General features: G+C 71.0%; 9 protein-coding genes. 1 reads left to right on the forward strand and 8 read right to left on the reverse strand.

The genetic code is table 11. The features are described from left to right. Window positions 1–41 precede the first annotated feature (41 nt). Window positions 42–428 (reverse strand): VOC family protein, encoded by a 387-nt coding sequence (locus BLU09_RS18385; protein WP_090490838.1) that lies wholly within the window; start codon window positions 426–428, stop codon window positions 42–44. 12 nt (window positions 429–440) lie between these two features. Between BLU09_RS18385 and BLU09_RS18390 the strand changes: the two genes are divergently transcribed. Beyond that, window positions 441–1,829 carry a response regulator gene (locus tag BLU09_RS18390; RefSeq protein ID WP_090490839.1) on the forward strand — a complete coding sequence of 463 codons (1,389 nt, stop codon included), beginning with the start codon at window positions 441–443 and terminating at the stop codon, window positions 1,827–1,829. On the opposite strand, the gene BLU09_RS18395 is transcribed toward BLU09_RS18390, so the two are convergent. The 7 genes from BLU09_RS18395 to BLU09_RS18425 form a co-directional block, all read right to left on the reverse strand. Then, a complete protein-coding gene (locus BLU09_RS18395; protein ID WP_090490840.1) occupies window positions 1,805–4,933 on the reverse strand; it encodes an MYXO-CTERM sorting domain-containing protein in 3,129 nt (1,042 codons plus the stop codon). The genes BLU09_RS18390 and BLU09_RS18395 overlap by 25 nt on opposite strands. A 9-nt stretch (window positions 4,934–4,942) precedes the next feature. After that, window positions 4,943–8,539 carry a flagellar motor protein gene (locus tag BLU09_RS18400; protein WP_090490841.1) on the reverse strand — a complete coding sequence of 1,199 codons (3,597 nt, stop codon included), beginning with the start codon at window positions 8,537–8,539 and terminating at the stop codon, window positions 4,943–4,945. Beyond that, complete coding sequence (locus tag BLU09_RS18405) at window positions 8,536–10,437, reverse strand: hypothetical protein (RefSeq protein ID WP_090490842.1); 1,902 nt, start codon at window positions 10,435–10,437, stop codon at window positions 8,536–8,538. Before BLU09_RS18405 ends, BLU09_RS18400 begins: the two co-directional genes overlap by 4 nt. Window positions 10,438–10,473: 36 nt before the next feature. Next, window positions 10,474–12,135, reverse strand: coding sequence for a TolB-like translocation protein (locus BLU09_RS18410; RefSeq protein ID WP_244171825.1), 1,662 nt, complete (start codon window positions 12,133–12,135; stop codon window positions 10,474–10,476). Between the two features lie 248 nt (window positions 12,136–12,383). After that, window positions 12,384–13,346, reverse strand: coding sequence for a FecR domain-containing protein (locus BLU09_RS18415; protein ID WP_090490843.1), 963 nt, complete (start codon window positions 13,344–13,346; stop codon window positions 12,384–12,386). A 39-nt stretch (window positions 13,347–13,385) separates the two neighbouring features. After that, a complete protein-coding gene (locus BLU09_RS18420) occupies window positions 13,386–15,233 on the reverse strand; it encodes a sensor histidine kinase (RefSeq protein WP_090490844.1) in 1,848 nt (615 codons plus the stop codon). Then, a complete protein-coding gene (locus tag BLU09_RS18425) occupies window positions 15,230–18,559 on the reverse strand; it encodes a response regulator (RefSeq protein ID WP_090490845.1) in 3,330 nt (1,109 codons plus the stop codon). Before BLU09_RS18425 ends, BLU09_RS18420 begins: the two co-directional genes overlap by 4 nt. Window positions 18,560–18,573 lie beyond the last annotated feature (14 nt).

Genomic DNA, 18,573 nt, shown 5'->3' on the forward strand with positions numbered 1-18,573 from the left:
TCCCGCTCCGCAAGCACACCCGCACCCGTGGGACGGTGCGTCTAGTCCTCCGGGTGATGACTGAGCGCCACGCGGTTGCCTTCGGGGTCCCGGACGTACACCGTCCACCGCGTCTCGTGCTCCAGCGGCACCCCCGCGCGGGTAAAGGTGTTGACCACGCCCGCCCGAGCGGCCTTCGGAATCCGGAACGCCAGCATCAGGAGGCCCGGCGCCTCGTGGCGGAACGGCGTGGAGACGGGCTCGCCGCCCGCCGCCTCGATGGCCAGGAAGCCGCCCCCAGGCACGCCCACCCAGATGCTCCGCAGGGAGCCGTCCGGGCGGAGATGACGGCTCAACTCCGGAAAGCCCAGCAGGTCTCTGTAGAAGCCGGTGACACACTCGATGTCCCGCGCCTGGATGGCCACGTGGTGGAAGCCCTGAACGTCCATGACGCGGATGCTATGGTCTGCGCGCCCATGGCGCGACTGCTCATCGTCGAAGACAACCACGAGCTGGCCTCCCTCATCGTCGCCCTGGCGCAAAGCCGGGGACACGACGCGAAAGCCGCGGCCACCGGCGAGGCTGCGCTGGAGGCGCTCGGCCCCGGACAACACTGGGACGCGGCCCTGGTGGACCTGCTGCTCCCGGACATCCGGGGCAGCGAGGTGCTGGCCGCGCTGCGTGCCCATGGCATCCCCGCCATCGCCGTCAGCGGTGTGTACAAAGGGGACCGTTTCGCCCAGGAGGCCGTGCAGGTCCACGGCGCCCGGACCTTCTTCGAGAAGCCGTTCGAGCTCATCGCCGTCATGGAGGCCCTGGAGCAGGCCGGTGGCGTTGCACCTCAACCCCGCGCTCCCCCGCCCATCGCGGAGAGCGTGCTGCTGGACGAGCTGCTCGATACCGAGGACCTCATCGTGCTGGAAGAGTTCCCCCCTGAGCCCAGCGACGCCGCCGAGCCCCTGCAGGTCGTCCCCAGTACCGACCCGTTACCAGAGCCCGCGGACACGGAGCACGCCCTCCCCCTGCCCTTCGGCAGGCGCGAGCAGGTCTGGAGCGAAAGCACCGCGCCTTCAACTCCGCCGCCGCCCAAGCGCGCGCTGCCCGACTGGTCCCTGGGCGGCGTCCTGGAGGACGCCACCGTCGCGCGGCTGCTCAACGCCTATTACGAGGCCCGCCACCACGGCGAGCTGAAGCTTCAGCAGGGCCAGGTGCTCAAGGTCGTCTACTTCGAGTCCGGCCGCGTCGTGTACGCCGCGTCCAACCTCGCCGCCGAGCGCTTCGGCCGCTTCTGCATCCGCCAGGGTGTGCTGCCCGAGGCCCGGCTCGCCGAGGTCGCCGCCTTCGCGAAGGAGCACGGCCTGCGCACCGGCGAGGCCATGCTGCGCATGGGCCTGATGGACGCGGCCCAGCGAGAGCAGCTGCTGGTGGAGCAGGTGAAGGAGATCATCTGGTCCACCTTCACGTGGAAGGAAGGCGGCTACGGCTTCAGTGCCATGCGCCCCCGCCGCACGGACCTGGTGAAGCTGTCCGTCTTCCCCGGTGACCTGGTGCTGGAGGGCGTGGCGAAGACGGAGACGCTGGTGACGCTGCGTCGGCACATGCCGCGTTCGCGCCGGCTGTTCCCCACCGCCGATGCGCCCTATGGCCTGCACGAGCTGAAGCTCGAAGGGGCCCAGGCCCTGGTGCTGGCGTATGCGGACGGCAGCAAGACGGTGGAGGATCTGCTCGCCCTCACCGACCTGCCGGAGCGGCAGACGCTGGCCACGCTGCGGGGACTGGAGCTCCTCGGGGTACTGGAGGAGCGGCCCGACACGCCGAGCCGCCGTCACCGCATCAGCTTCGGGCTGTAAGCGCCACCCTCCTTCCGGCGGCGCAGCACCCGCGCCAGCGCCGCCAGCCCGAAGACGGCCGCGCCCGAACCCCCTCCCGAGCAGCCGCATCCCGACGTCCGAGGCGGCACCGCGGCATCCCCCGAAACGGGCACGCCGTTGAGGGTCATCTCCCCGCCCAGCCGCGGCGTGGACAGCAGCGGCGAGCGACCCACGTACGTCAGCGTCTGCGTCCCCTGCGCGGGCAGCCGGATGTCCTCCACCCGGAAGCCACCGTCCACGGCCCGCGCCTCCACCGCGACGCCGTCCAGCTTCACGCTGCCGGGCACCCACTCCAGCCCGTCCACGTTCTCCAGGTAGTGGAGGCCGCCGACCTCGCACGTGGAGGTGTTGCGCAGCTCCACCACCACGCCCACCAGCCCCTTCTCCGACGCCGTGGGCGACTCCATCGCGTGACGCACGTCCACGAAGCGCTCGGAGGTAATCGGCAGCACGTAATCCGTGGTCGCGGTGTTGCTGCCGCCCGCGTCGGCGAGGACGCGCAGGGTGATGGACTGGCCCACCAGGGCCTCCAGCCCCGTCTCTTGCGTGCTCACCGTGACGCTCGGGCCCGCCAGGGAGACCTCTGACAGCGCGGGCCCCGCCACCTGGGACCAGGAGATGGCCACGTCGCCGCAGGCATCGGCCGGAATCGTCTGCGTCAGCGTGGCGCTCGCGCCTTCGCCACAACGTGCCACCAGCCCCCCGGCTTCGAGCGCTCCCAGCCGCGCCGGCAGGGGTTGGTTGGAAATCTCCGCCTGGGCACGGCCGCCCTCTCGTACCGGCCCCTCACTGTCGTCGAAGAGCTCGCCGCGCACGCGGTAGGACTCGACGGTGCAGGAGCGCGGGAGCGCGGGGCGCCACGTCCCGGGTACCGGCACCACCGCCGAATCCAGCGCCTCGCCGCCCAGGGTCTCCAGGAACATCCGCGCCTTCAGCGTGCGCGCGTCCACGCAGTTCAGCGACGTGTCCAGGGCGATGTCCACGTCCCCTTCGCCCGACGGCACCACGCCCAGCTCCAGGCTGCCTGTGGCCACGTCCTCCAGGGAAGGCTCCACCCGAACGCGGAGCTCGGCGTCAGCGCTGTCCTGCGTGCCACCGCCGGTGACGGGAATGCGATTCCTGGCGGTGAGGGCCAGCGTCCCGTGCGCGCACTCCACGGCCTCGACGCGCAGGCGCTCGCTCGACACCGGCGAGTGCAACGTGACGGCCGTTCCGTCCGCGGTCCTCACGGTGACACCGTCGGGAATGCCCGAACCGGAAGCGCTCAGCCGCCACTCCGTGTCCACGGTCGGCAATTCGGGCGTCCCCTCGCAGGTGTGCAGCGCATCGGGGACCACGTCCACGCTGGACCCTGGGCCCGACGTGAGCGTCCGCTCCCAGCCCGAGGCGAAGGGCACCAGCGGCCGGCCCCAGGGCGCGACGTCCACGGTGAAGATGGCGGCGGCGCTGGACGTCAGGCCGCCTTCATCCACGCCACGGACCTCGTACGCGTAGCTGGTACCCGACGCCTGGCACAGCACCTCCGGCGGCGTGAAGGTCGCCTGGGCGCCGCCGTCGGTGGAGAGCAGCGGTGCGCCCGACTGTCCTGAGACGGGAGACCAGACGTAGCGCACCGCCGGACAGGCCTCGCTCGCCGGCTGCGCGGTGAACACCCGCGACGCGCCCGACGCGGTGGTCGACTCCCGTGAGGGCAACACCGTGGGCCGCTCGGGCCCTTCGGTGTTCACCACCCGGTAGGCCACCGTGGCCTGCACGTCGTGGGACGCGAGCCCGTCCGAGGCGTAGACCCGCAGGAGCCCCTCTTCGTCCTTGCAGACGGGCCGCTGCGGAACGAGCGTCACGTCGAGCTGGTCGGGGTGCTCCACGATGTTGACGCCAACCAGGTCGGCGCCCGGCGTTGACGATGCATCCACCGACACGCGCACCGCATCGGAGTCGGCGTCGGTGGCGGAGAACCGGGCCGTCGCCGTCCCCGTTTCGTTCACCACGATGGGCGAGGGCCCCACGTCCAGCACGGGGGCGTTGGCGTTGACGTACGTCACGACGTTGAAGCTCGGCTGGTCCAGGATGAACAGGCAGAACGAGGAGCCGATGCACGACACCTCGAGCGGCGTCGCCTGCGCAGCGCCCGGAAGCGCCGAGCCCTCGAAGACCGGGTGGACCCGCCACTGAGTCCCCGCGTTGTCCGCGCTGCTCGCGGGCACGGCCCCCAGCACCACGGGCTCCCCGCTGGAATCCACGCCCACCGCGAGGCCAAAGCCTTCGCCATGGACGCTGCCGTTGCCCGTGTTCACATCCACCGAGGTGATGCTGACGTCACTCATGCCGTCGGGCAACATCACGGCGGAGAAGGTCGTCCCGGCCGGGTCCAACTGTCCGCGGAACAGGCCGTCCGAATTGCCGAACAACGCGATGGGATGCGGTCCGCTTCCGGCGAAGAGGTCCACCGTGAGCGGAGCCTCGCTGGTCAGGTTCGACGGCACGACCATCTGCGCCTGACGCCTGTCCCGCGTGTACCAGAGGAACTCCGTCCGGGTGACACCGGTGACACTGAAGAGCGCATGGGGCGCGCCATCCGAAGTCTCCACCACGCCCAGCACGTCCGTGGAGGACAGGAGGCCCGCGCCGGCGCTCAGCAACGTCCAGGGCGTGGGGCCTGCGAGCCCCGCTGACGCCGTCAGCAGTGAGAGCCCACCGTCGGAGAGGGCCACCGAGGCATAGCCCGTACCAGACGGGGTGTGCTTCACCCGCCGGATACCCACCACGGTGTTCACCGGGTCCGGGGGGATGATGTTTCCAGCCGCACGGCAGTTCTGGTGACTGATGACGTCACCCGGGCGCACGACGACGGCGAAGCAGCCCATCGGAGACAAGAACGTGCCGAAGACGTCGCTGTGCAGGAAGACGGCGGACTGGATGCCGTTCTCGAACAGCTCCGTCTGCGTCGAGGTGCTCACCGAGTAGCTGCCCGGAGCGAAGACGTCCACACTGCGGGCGATGCCCGGCACCTCATTCACGTCCCAGTCGGCGCGTGCCGCGGTGGCCACACCCAGGCAGAGGCTGATGATGACGAGGGGACGCACGGATTGCTCCTAGTAGGCCACTTCGGCTCGCAGGTAGAGCCGGTCCTGATTGTCCGACGAGTCGGGGGACAAACCCAAGCCGCTGAAGCCCAGGAGTGTGTACCCGGTGGCCAAGCGCAGCCGTTCATCGACCCGATAGGCGACTTCCGCACGGAGCGCGGTCAGCCGCTCGCCCTCGGGAGACGCCGTCCGCCGTGCCAGCTCTGCCCCCAGCTCCAGACCGCCCACGATTCTCACCGCGGGACGGAGGGTGCCCGTCCACACCCAACGCCCCGAGTCCTCCGCCCGGGTGTGCCCCGCATGCAGGCCCGCCGCCACGGAGAGCCGGTCGCCCAGGCGCACCGCAGGCAAGAGGGAGAGGGTCTGCAAGGCCCGGTCTCCAAAGGCGGACCGGACGCCGGGCAACAGCTCGCGGGTGATGCCGTAACGCGCCACCACCAGCCAGGGCCCCGGCCGCCACGCCACCGCGGCGTAGCCTTCCACCAGCCGCGTCTCCAACACGTCCGCGTTGACGGTGCGCGCGAAGTCCACCCGCCCGGAGGCCGTCACGTCCTCCAGCAACTGCGCCTGCGCGGCCAGCGCCACCACCGCTTGCAGCCGGTCCACCGAGGTGGCCGCGCCTCGCTCCGGCGTGCCCTCCTCCCGGCGAAGCTCCACACGCCCGTCCAGCCGCAAGCGCGCCAGGACGAGCTGCCCGAAGACACCGCCCGCCTCGCGCAGCAGCGGGCTGTCCACGTCCAACAGGCTGCGCACGCCGCGCTCGTAGCGCGCGCCCACGCTGAAGCCGCCCGTCACCTGCTGCTGGAAGCCCACGGCGCGAGCCAGCCGCACGGCCGTCGCGTCGTGCGAGCCCACATCCTCCACGAAGAGCGCGGTGCCACTCTCCGGCAGCTCCGTGCGGGCGCCCGTCAGCGTCCGCCCCGCGCCGAAGTCAGGGCCGTCCACGTCGACGGAGTAACCGCCGTAGAACACGTCCTGCCCCCGCCGCGACTCGACGTTGGCCCACGCCCGGGGGCCCAGCTCCGGTCCCCAGCCTCCGAACACCCCCGCGCGCGTGGTCCGGTCCACCTCGACATCCACGCCCGCGGACGTGAAGGTGTCATCGAAGCGCCCGGGCCCTTCGCCATGCAGGGCCAGAGCCTGACGGTGCGCTGCGCGAAGCTGAAGCCGCTCGAACACCCGCAGCGAGCCCGCCACGCCCGCGGAGGTGCGACCACCGAAGAGCGTGGGCCCCACGCCTGCCACCCGCGCCGCGTTCAGCCGCGAGTCACGGACCTCCGCACGCACGCCCCACCGTGCCTCTTCCCAACCCACACCCGCGGCCAGGACGCGAGCGGAGAACGGGCTGTCCATGAATGGCTCACGCGGATCGACCGAGCTCCGCTCGTCCGCCAGCAACGTCAACCGGAGCCGGCCCAGCGGCTGGCTCACACGGATTGACGACTGCCGGAAGCGCGCCGCGTCGGTGTGTGCGCCATCGGAGAAGCCCCGCCCGCGCAGGCGGAACGCCGCGTCCACCGAGCCCTCGCCATGAAGCCCGGGACCTGACAGCTGGAGACTCACGGCCTCCGCGCCGGTGCCCATGGCCGGCCGTGGGCGGATGAAGCTGAGGCCACCGTCATCCGAGACGCCAAAGAAGGAAGCATCCACGGCGGTGCCACGGCTGGACGCGACTTCCGCCGCCAGGCGGTAACCACCGAGCGCCGTGCTCGCGCGTCCCGTGTAGAGCGTGTACGGCCGTCCCTCTCGGCCCTCGCGTACGGCGCCGAGTCCCAGCCGCGAGCCGCGCCACTCGCCCCACACCTCACCGCCCGCCGTGTCGCCCGCGTCCGCGATGCGCAGCGCGGCGTAGTCCACCACCAGCACCGGCTCGGGTGACTCCGTGGGCGCACTGGTCCGCAGCCAGGCTTCGCCCGCGAGGAAGGAGAGCGGGCGCGCCAGGAGGATGCGGCCTGCGAAGTAGTCGATGTCGTAGTCGATGCCGCGAATGAGGTGCCGCTCGCCCAGGGGCAGGCCGGTGACGCCGTCCCGCAGCTCCACGCGCACCAACTCGGAGCCCTCCGCCACCGAGGCCGCGCCCAGGTAGTAGAGGCTTCCGCCCGTGGCGCGCAGCTCCTCATGCGCGGGCACCGCGGACACCTGCCGCACCGGGTCCGTCAGGCTCCCGCCAAACGCCTTCACGCCCACGCGCGCCGCCTCCTCGCCGGCATGAACCTCCGCGTAGGGGCCGAAAAGCGGGCGGTGATAACGGCCCACTTCTCGGTCGTGAATCTGCGCGCGGTAGGTGCCCAGGCCCGCGCGGCCGTGCTCCGCGTGGCGCGCCTCAAACCGAAGACGTGCCTCCGAGGCATTGGGCGTCAGTGACACCGAGTCGTCACCCCACTCCGCGGGCGCGAGGTCCGGGTCTGCGGCGCGGTCGAAGCGCTCCGGCATGCGTGGGCGGAGCCAGTCCGGCAGGCTGGCACCGTTCAGCGTGCGGCCATCCGTGTCACGCAGGTCCAGCTCGCCCACCAGGTCCACCGCGCCCAGCCGAAGCTCCGCATGAGCAGCGCCGCGTCCCCGCAGCTGCACGTCGCCATTTCGCGGCGCATAGGTGGCCTCCAGGTCCAGCAGGCCCACGGCGAAGGGCCGTACCGCGGCGGCAATCTCCAGCGTCTCGTCACGCGGCGGAGCATCCGGCGGCGACAGCCGCACGGGCACCTGGTTGCGCCCCGGGGACAACACCACCGGGACATCCACACGGCCTTCGGGCCCCACCACGACTTCGCCCTCGGGCGTGCGAACGCGCGTCCCCACGGGCGCCTCGACCTGCACGCGGGAGGCGCCACTGGCCGCGGGCGCGTCACGGCCCGCGGGCAACTGAAGCGTGGCGAGGGGCAGCATCGGCCTGGGGACCACCAACCAGCCACCGTCACGCGGCACCACGTCCACGCGCTGGCGGTACAGGCGCACCGTGCCCTGGGCCCCCGTGGCGGTGATGGACAGCGGGTTCTCTCCCGCGACGAGCGGCACCTGCGCCTGCCATGCGCCCTTCGCGTCCACCTCGGCTGCCACATCCGACACGGTGACGGCGTCGCCCGCGGAGGCCTGTCCTGCGACACGGAAGCGCACGACGCCCTGCCCTGGCGCGACTTCCGCCATGGGCGGTGCCTTGGCGAAGGAGAGCCGCACGGGCGCGGCTTCCACCGTGACGCTGCGCACGGCGAAGTCCTGGAGGACGACGGCACCCCAGGGGACCTCGACCGTCGCCGCCTCCGGGCTGACCCGGCTGGAGACCGGCAACGAGCGCGTGTCCACCTTCAACCGATGACGCCCTGGCCGCAGGTGCAGTCCCCCCACCGAATCCGGCACGCGGGCATCGACGCCGGTGATGTGGAAGCGGCCCCGCGCGTCCGTACGGACATCGCGGCCGGTGGTGAGCACCAACCGCACGTCGGGCAGGCCCGGCTCATCCGCGCCGCACAGCCCATCACCGTCCACGTCCAGGCACACCCGGCCCGCGATGGTGGAGGCCTGCGACGCAGTGTCCTGCGACAGCGCCTGCGCCCAGGTGCTCAGCGGCACCAGCATCGCGGCGGCGAACAGGCAGACCCGCATGCGCATCATGGGCGCACCTCGGCCAACGCCGTGACGCCCGTGGCGACATCCGCGACAGAGACACTCACCGGTCCCGGCGCTCGCACGGTGAAGGAGGTGCGCCCCTCCTCCACCCGCTCCTCGGCTCGCTGACCACCCGTCAGCGAGACGAACACCTCGCGCCCCGTCAGCACCTGCCCGTTCGCATCCTCCACCCAGTACGTCACCCGAGCCCCGCTCACCTTGAGTCGCACGTTCACCGGAATCTCAGGTGCCAGTCGCACGCGTTGGGATGCGGCGGACGACACCAGCGGGCGCTCCAACGGAAACACAGGCCCATCCGGGCCCAACACGTGAACCGTCCGCGTCAGGCCCGTCCACACGCCGTGCGAAATCTCCAGCGTTCCCGGGCGCGCGGGCCCCAGGCGCACCGTGCCGTCCGTGCCCGTCGTCACCTCGCGGCCATCCACACGCAGCGGCTGTCCCGGCACCGGCAGACCCGCCAGGTCGGACACGCCCGCGTACAGCTCGCCCGCGGCCCGCCACACGGTGATGCGCGCCGGTTCATTGCCCGAAGGACCCCACGCGCGGGCGCGCAGGTCCACGTCCGTCGCGGCCCCCGTGGCCGGCGGAGCCCAGGCGCTGATGAAGGTCCCCGGTTTTGGCTCCTCCACCGGACCGAAGGTCCCCACTGGCGCGCTCAACTCCACCGTCGCACCCGGCCGGGGACGGTCGAAGGCATCCCGCGCCGTCACTTCCACACGCGTGCGAGCCCCGTGGTGCACCAGCGCCTCACCCACTTCGAGGCGGGTCGTCGCGACGGGCCCCTGCACCAACTCCAGCGCCGGAGACTCGCGCGAGCCGGGCCCGCGCTGAGGCCACGCAACCTCGATGCGCTCGTCGTTCACCAACTTCCGCGGCGCGGTGTAGCGCCACTCCAGCAATCCTCCCGGCGCGCGCGTGGGGCCGCGCAAGGTGCCGTGGCGGACCTGCGTCGTGACGCGCGCATCGCCCACGGGCTGGCCCATGGCATCACTGGTCGCGCAGACCAGCCGGGCCTGGGACACGCCGTCCGAGGGGAGCCGCTGCGGCTGAAGCACACAGGCCAGGCCATCGGTGGGCGGCAGCCTCAGGTCAATGGGCATCCGCCGCACGTTGCCCACCTTGTCCACCACCCGCCCCTGCCCGATGCGATGTCCGGGCGGGACGATGATGGGCACCCGGAAGCGTCCGTCATGCCCGGCCACCGCCGGACCGAACGTCTGGCCCGCGATGTCGATGGCAATCTCGGCGTCGGGCTCCGTCGTTCCCGGCAGATTCACGGACGCGGCCAGCGGAACGAGCACGCGCCCGTAGGCCCCATGCACCGACTGCGGACTGGGCCACGCGGAGAAGGCCACCAGGATGGCCACTTCGGGGTAACGCGTGTCCGGCAGGACGTAGCGCGCGCGATACGTGCCGGGCCCCGTCCGCTCCAGCCCTTCCACGCGGCCCACGCTCACCCGCACCACGGGAGGCGCGCCGCTGTCATCCGCGGTGCCATCCGGCCGGACCAGCTGGACGGTGAGCCGCGCTTCCGTGTCCTTGCCCTTCACGGGTGCGGGTGGATCCAGCGCCAGCCGCACCTCGGCGGCCGGTGGCCCCAGCACGTAGCGCGCCTGGGCCGCCAGTCCATCCACGCTCGCGCGGACCACGACGTCACGCGCGCCCGGACGCGGCGTCACCACGAACGTGCGCAGCGGCGGCTCCGCGGTGTCCTCTCGCAGCTCCGCGCCGTCTGCCTGCACCGAAGGCTTCCCCATCGGAACCGGGCGGCCCGCCGAATCCTTGCGGACGAGCGCCACGGGGAATCCATCCGGCGCCACGGCGGACGACGGCCCGAGTATCTCGAGCGTGTCCGCCCAGGCCGGGGCACACAGCAGCAACAATCCGAAGAGGAGAAACCGGTTCAGGGCCGCGTCAGTCTACAGGGCACGGTGGCTGTGCCGAAGCGCCTTCCGCATCCGCGCGCTCGGACGCAGCCAGCACGCCAGCAACAGGATCACCCCGGAAAGCGTCAGCGGCCCGCCGCCCGTGCTACAGCCCCGAAGCGCGGTGTCACGCACCGGCCCTTCGGGCACGAAGGTCGCCGGCGACACCGCCGAGGACGAAGATGACACCGCCTTCAGCGCACGCCCCGGAATGACGCGGGCGCCCGTGGAGGTGTCCGCCGCGGGCTGACACACGGCGGGGGGAGCATAGACGCGCAGCCGGAAGGCGCTGCCGGGCTTGCCGGAGATGAGCGCCGCCAGCGAGTTGTGCCCATCCAGCGGCGCGCGCGTGGCCACCAGCGGAACGCCCTGCTTGAAGCGAGACGGGTCCACCAGCTCGCGGCCGTTGATCCACACCCAGCCCGCGGTGGAGTTCTCGCCGTTGTAGCCGTTGTCCACGCACAACACGCCCTCACCCGTCCCCGCGAACCCGAGCGCCACGCCGTTGGGCTGACCACTGGTGCGCGCCACTTCCAGCGCCGCGAGCAGCGGCCAGGTACCGGGCCGCGCGCAGACCGCCTCGGGGGACGGCGTGTCCACCGCCGCGAGCTTGCACCCGGGCTCATCATCCAACTTGAAGGTGAAGGCATGGACGTTGAAGTCGCCGTTCTCCGAGACGGTCCACACCACGCGCACCGTACCGTCCGCGTCCACGCTCAAGTCGGTGAGACTCTCGTTCTCCGGCGTCTCGGTGATGGCGTAGAGCGTCTCGGTGCTCAAGTCGTAGAGCACGATGTCGAAGTCGTTCTTCACCGGATCCCTGCGTTCGAAGGCGATCAGCGAACCGCTGATGCTGGGATTCGCGTCCATGCCCGGCAGCGCCAGCCGCTGCTCCGTGCCGCCGTTCAGGGGCTTCCAGTAGATGTCCCGGTCCGTCACGCCATCGAGGGTCCGCGTGCTGGCGTAGACGGCGATGTCCCCGTTGGTGTCCGGCTGCGACTCCTCGCCCTCACTGCCCGTCAGCGCCTGTGAGCTGAATCCATAGGCGCTTCGCCGCGCCTGCCAGATGTCGCAACGCAGGCCCTGCTCGTCGCACTTGGCCCAGACCACCGTCGAGCCATCCGGCGACACGGCGGGCGCACGGTCCTGGAACGTGTCATCCGTGAGCCGGGTGAGCGTGCCCTGGTCCAGGTCATACACGGCAATCTCCGGCTGCGACGTCACGCCGGTGTAGCCGAAGTCCTGCCACGCCACCGTACGGCCGCCAATCACCGCGGAGCGCCGGCTGCTGCCCGCCTCCGGTGCCAGCTCCCGCGGCGCCGCGTCTACGGCCACGTCGAACGTGTAGATGGCGCTCGAAGTACTCACGCGCGTGAAGACGATGGTGCCGTCCGAGATGTCCGACACGAAGTCGAACGCCCCCCCATTGGGGATGGCCGCATCCGCGGAGGTCCGCAGGTCGTGGTAGCGAATCTCGCTCGTGCCGCGGGACTCGTTCGTATAGGCCACCAGCGGTCCGCTGACGTGCGGGTCCGTCTGGTCACCCGGGCCGCCGGCCACCACATGCAGGGTGCCCGTCAGGGTGCGGAGCTCCGGTGTGGAGGCGAAGGCGAGCGGGGAAGACAGGCAGCAACTCAGGGCCAGTGTCCGCAGCATCGGATAGGACCTCCCGGGGGTTCCGAAATGAAGACCCATGCCCCGCCCAAGGCGCAGTGGGCCCGGAACCTGTCCGGTGCTGACTTCCCACGGCGGTCACGGCCGGCCGGACTTCAGGCCCCGCGGCTTTGCGCACCTGGGCTTTCGCCCGGGATTGCCCTTGAACAGGAATGACTCCTCCCCGAAGTGTAGGGAGGCCCCTCGCCGTGGGTCAAGGCGAACACCCGCTCGCACCCACGGCTGCTGGGTCAGTCGTCGCGCGGCTGATTCCAGATGTTCTCGGTATCCGTCTTGAGCGGCGGCGGCGTGGTGTCGACGACGACGTCCTTGCTGTCCTTTTGTTGCGTCCGCCCCACGCCATAGGCCTGGACATCGACGGTGTTGCGGCCTTCGCGGAGAACCACCTTTCGCTGGAAGTTTCCCTCCGCATCGGATTTGACGGTGACGCCATCCACCTCCACGCGGCTTCCCGGTGACGTCTGCCCACGCACGACCAGCTCACGCTCGCGGCGGGTGCGCTCGGTGGGCCAGTCCACCTTGAGCAGGAGACTGGTGGGGATGGGCGACGGCTCCGACGGCGCCTGCCCCGGGCGGACGACGGCCTGCTGGCCCGCGCGGACGATGACGACCTTGCCCTGACCGAGCAGCGTCACCTCGCCTTCACGCGTCCCCACCGCCACGGTGCCGTCGCCGTTGTTGCTCATGGTGAAGGCACCGGCCTGCTGCAACGTGGCCTTGGCGTCCGCGTTCGCCGCCTTCACCTCGAAAGTGTGGCGCTGCCCCGGCCGCACGACGGCGGTGGCCATACCGCGCGAGAGAAGGATGCGGGACAGCGACTCGGTCAGCTCGTCCACGGAAATCTCCGTGCCCGGGTCCATGTGCACTTCCACCGCTTCGCCGCCAATCAGCATGGCGTACGAGCCGTCATCGGTGCGCACGCGCTCATCCCGGCGCAGCGCCATGCCCACCGTGGCCTCGCGCCATGAGCCGTCCGTGTTCTGCACCTCCACCGTGCCGGACACCTGCGTGAGCTCCAGCACCAGCGGCTTCTGCGCCACGGGCGCCTCGACGATGGGCGGCGCGGCGGGAGGAAGTGGCGGCGGAGGTGGCGGGCGCAGGAAGACGAACCACCCCACTGGCAACGCCGCGAGAATCAGCACGAGGCCAATGAAGAAAGGCGCCTGACGGCGCGATGGGCGGGAATCAGCCATGGGCAGCCTCGTTAGCTATCACAGGCCCCCCAAGGGGCCTCACGCCTTCGGCAGCTTCACGGTGAAGCAACTGCCCTGCTCGACTTCCGAGCGGACCTCGATGCTCCCGCCCGCTTCCGTCACCACCCGCCAGGCCACGCTGAGCCCCAACCCGACGTTGGACCACACGTCCTTCGTCGTGAAGAAGGGCTCGAAGATGCGGGAGCGGACGTTGGGGGCAATCCCCTTCCCCGTGTCCTCCACCTCCAGGAAGCCGAAGCCGCCGACTTCGCCCGTGCGCAGGGTGAGCCGCTTCTGGGGTGAATTCAGCATCGCGGTGCGCGCGTTGGACACCAGCGCCAGCACCACCTGCGACAAGTGCCCCGGGTCGGCGCGCACTCGCGCGAGCCCGTCTCCCAGCACACTGGTGAGCACCACGCCGTCGCCGCGAAGCTGGTGCTCCGTGAGGCTGAGCGCGTCACGCACCACCGCGTTGAGGTCCACCGGCCGCAGCTCCGCGCGCTCGCGCTGCTGGGAGAAGCGCAGCAGGTTCTGGGTGATTTCCTTGCAGCGCTTGGCGCTCTGCTCGATTTTCCGCAGCGACTCCAAATCCGGGTCGGCGGCGCCTCGGTCGAGCATCAGCAACTGCACGTTGCCGAGGATGCCCGCCAGCGGGTTGTTGATTTCGTGCGCCACGCCGGCGCCGAGCTGCCCCACCGCGGCCAGCTTCTGCGCCTCCACCAACTGCGCCTGGGCCGCCTTCAGGTCCGCGGTGGCCTCCTCCACGCGGACGCGCAAGTCGTCGTTCCAGCGCAGCATCCGGGCACGCGCCGCCTCCAGCTCCTCGCCCATGCGGTTGAAGGTGGTGGCCAGCTCGCTCAGTTCATCCTGGCCGGAGACCTTCAAGCGCGTGTCCAGCTCCCCACGCCCGTAGGCCTCCGCGCCGCGCACCACCTCCGCCAGCCGCACGTTGAGGCGGCGCGTGAAGAGGGCGCCCAGCCCGAGCAGCACCAGGAAGGTGGCGCCAATGGACAGCAGCACCGTGCGCCGCATGCCGTGCACGGGCGCCAGCGCGGTGGACTCATCCACTTCCACCAGCACGTCGAAGCGCATGCCATGGGGCACGCGCGCCACGCTGACCCGCCGGGCCGGTGACTCCACGCGGAAGCTGCGCACCAGCGCTGTCAGCGGCAGCGCCGGGGCCAACAGGTGCGCGCTCAGCTCCGGCGCCAGTGCCTGCCCCCGGTGCTCCGGCGCGGTGCTGGCGAGCACGCGCCGCTCCTCGTCCACCAGGTGGATGCGTCCCAGCCCTTCGCCCTGGCGCCTGCGCAGCACCGCCTCCAACGGATGGAGCACGACCTCGGCGACGGCGAAGGGCGCGCCCTCGCCTTCCGCCAGCTTCACCGCCACGGCGACCGCCGAGCGCCCCTCGTCCGAGTGCACGTACGCGCTGCCCAGCGCCGCCTGGCCCTTGCCGCCGCCTCGCAGCGTCTGCACGGGGATGGAGCGCACCAGCCGGTCCAGGGACTCCGGAGCGAAGGCCGGGTGCCCGTCGATGGCCTGCGCACGGAAGACGGGCGCGCCCAGGGGACGGCCCTCCGCGTCCAGCTTCAGCACCGCGCTCACCGCGGGCGACTGACCGTAGAGCAGCCGCAGCGCGCCCTGCGTCTCCGCGTCGCTCGCGGCCTGCCAGTCGATGAGCTCCGCCGAGCGGGCCAGCGCGTCCACCACCTCCATCATCGTGGCGCCCACGGACTCGGCGGTGGCGACGGCCTGCGCGCGCTGCTCCGCGTCGATTCGGGCGGCCAGTTCGGCCTCGGCGCGCGAAAGCAACAGGAAGCCGACCGCGGCCAGGGGAAGCACCGTCGCGGCGAGCATGAACAGGACGAGTTGCTGGTAGAGCCTCATCCGGCCACGGAGCGTACCACCCGCTCCTGGTCACTGCGCAGGAAGACGGAGCCCGCAATCGCCTTGGCGCGCTTCTTCATGTCCGCGGCGCGCCGCGCCAACTCCGCATGGTCCTGCGTTCCGTCCGTCATCACCGCCACCACGGACACGCTCATGATGGGGAACTGCCGCTTCTCCCCGTAGCGGTCCTCCGCCTCGATGTGGCCGCGCTCGCGGTCTTGCCGGTCGTAATAGAGCGGGATGATGCGGTCGAACGTCTCAATGGCCTTCTGGCAGATGCGGTCCACCGACTCCGGCGAGGTGATGAAGACGAAGTCGTCACCGGCCACGTGGCCCAGGAAGTCACCGGGCGCGCCATCCTGCGCGAACACCTCGCGCATCAGGTCACCCGTCTGGCGCACCACGCCATCCGCCTTCGCGAAGCCGTAGTAGTCGTTGTAGGCCTTGAGGTTGTCCAGGTCCAGGTAGCAGAAGGCGAAGGGGCGGCGCGCGGAGAGGCGCCGCTGCACCTCGCGCTCGATGGCGGTGGAGCCCGGCAGTTGCGTGGTGGGAGAGGCCGACAGCTCCTGCTCCTTGCGCCGCATCACGCTCTCCACGCGTGCCCCCAACTCCAGCGCGTCGAAGGGCTTGGTGAGGTAGTCGTCACCGCCCAGCTTGAGCGCGCGCACCTTGGAGGACGTCTCCGCGCGGGCGGAGATGAAGATGACGGAGATGTGCCCACCGGCGCTCTCCGCCTTGATCTCCTCCAGGAAGACGAAGCCATCGCCGTCCGGCAGCGTCACGTCCAGCAGCACGACGTCCGGCCGGCGCTCGCGCAGGGAGCGGCGTCCCTCCTCGATGGAGCCCGCCAGCGCGACGTCGAAGCCGATGTTCTCCAGCACCTCGCGGCAGATGGCGGCGATCTTCGCATCGTCGTCCACCACCAGCACGCGGCCGTGCGCCGGGCCCTGGCGGCCGCGCACCAGCGAGTCCACCGTGGCCAGCAGCTTGTCCGGCGCCAACGGGCGCACCAGGAAGGCATCCGCGCCCGCGCGGAAGGCGCGCTGACGCTCGTCGAAGGCGGAGGACACCAGCAGCGGCGCGCGGCGCGTCTCCGGGTCGTGCCGGAGGATTTCCGCCAGCCGCAGCCCGTCCACGTCCGGCAGGCGCACGGACACCATCACCGTGTCGGGGGCATACCGGCGCGCGGCGGCCAGGCCGTCTTCCGCGTCGAAGGCCAGCCGCACGTCGTAGCCACGCCCGGCCATCAGCGCCTTCGCGATGAAGGCCACCTCGGGCTCGCCGTCGATGATGAGCACCCGGCCGCGGCTCTCCTGCCGGCGCGGGAGCTGGATGGCGTCCGCCACGTCGTCGCCGCGGCGCAGCTCCGGCGGCGGCTCGGTGGGCAGCACCACCATGAAGCGCACGCCGTCCGTACACGGCTCGCACCAGATGCGCCCTCCGTGGGCCTCCACGATGTTGCGGCAGATGGCCAGCCCCAAGCCGGTGCCTCGCACGGTGCGGTTGGCCTTGGTGCGCGCCTGCTCGAAGCGGTCGAAGATGCGCTCCAGGCTCTCCTCCGCGATGGGGTCTCCGCTGTTCCAGCAGGACACCACCACGTAGCCCGGTAGGCTGGAGGTGGCGTGGATCTCCACCCGCACCTCCCCGCCCTCCGGGGTGAACTTCACCGCGTTGTTGAGCAGGTTGTTGAGCACCTGGTCCAAGCGGTTCGGATCCGCCAGGACGCGCAGCGGATGGCGCGGCAGCACGGGCTTCACCAGCACGCGCTTCTCGCCGAAGGCCGGGCCGTACTTCTCCACCACGCGCTGGACGAGCTCGTCGAGGTACGACACCTCGAAGTTCATCCGCAGCCGGCCCTTGGCGAACTTCGACAGGTCCAGCAGGTCGTCCACGATGGCGTTGAGCTTCTCCGTGGAGTCCCGCGCCAGCGACAGGTAACGGCGCTGCCGCTCGTTGATGTCGCCGGCCATGAAGTTGAGCACCAGGTCCAGCGCGCCGGAGATGGACGTCAGCGGCGTGCGCAGCTCGTGGCTCACCATGGAGACGAACTCGTCCTTGCGCTCCTCCAGCCGCTTCTGCTCGGTGATGTCGCGCAGCACCACGCACACGCCCCGCAGCGTGTTCCGCGCGTCCGTCACCGGCGTCACCGTCGTCTGGACGTGCCGGTCGAAGAGCTTCACCTCCTCGCGCAGCACCTGCCCGCCGCCGTACTCCCAGCCGCGCACCAGGTGGAAGGGCTGGAAGCCCAGGCGCTCCTCCATCAGCCGCGTCGTCTGCTCCTCGGGGTTCTCCCCCGCGTGCAGCAGCCGCCGCGCCGCCGGGTTCATCACCACGATGTCGTTCTTCTCGTCGGTGAGGACCACGCCGTCGGCCATGGACTCCACCATCCGCTCCATGCGGTGGCGGGCTTCCTCCTCCGCCGAGCGCAGGGACTGGATGGCGTCCGCCGTCTGGTTGGCGAGCACGTCCAGCAACACGCCGTCGTCCTCGGAGAAGGCGTCCGGCCTCTGGCTGAACAGCGACAGCATGCCCACCGGGCGCCCGCCGGCGACCAGGTTCACCGTGAGCTGGCTGGGGTACACCGACGGCGCCGCCGCGTCCTGGGTGGTGGTGCCCGCCACGCGGGTGATGACGCGGTCCTCGGGCAGCAGGAGGCCGCTGCTCTTGCGGTACGCACCGAGCATGGACTCCTTCACGCCCAGCAGCGCCTTCTCCCCCACCATGCCCTGACAGCGCAGCCGCAGCGTCGCGCTTCGCGCCTCGTCCGGCGCGATGAGCGCCGCGCCGCAGTCGTACGGCAGCACGCGCGCCACGGCGATGAGCACGCGGTCGATGATGTTGTCGTAGCTGGCCGGATCATTCGCGCTGGCGCGGCTGACCTCGTACAGGACGAAGAGCGCCTCCACGCGCTGATGGAGCTGGCGGATCAGCCGCTCCTTGTCCTTGCGCAGCTGCGTGTACTCCACCGCGTTCTTCACGGTGATGAGCAGGTCATTCACGTCCCAGGGCTTGGTGATGTACCGGTACACCTGCCCCTGGTTGATGGCCGCGATGATGTCGTCCGGGTGGGTGTACCCCGTGAGCAGCAGCGCGGTGACGTCGAAGCCCTCCGCGCGCGCGGTGGCCACCAGTTCGATGCCCGTCATCTCGGGCATCCGCTGGTCGGTGATGAGGACGTCCACCGGCTCCTTTCTCAGGACTTCCAGCGCGGCAGAACCGCTTCGGGCCGTGAGGACGCGGTACCGGCGCTGGAACATCCGCGTGAGGATGTCCAGGACGTCGGCCTCGTCGTCGACGAAGAGCAGCGTGTGGCGGAGCTCGGACAAAGCGGCCGAAGTGT

The sequence above is a fragment of the Myxococcus virescens genome, from assembly GCF_900101905.1.
In the GTDB taxonomy this organism is placed as follows: domain Bacteria; phylum Myxococcota; class Myxococcia; order Myxococcales; family Myxococcaceae; genus Myxococcus; species Myxococcus virescens.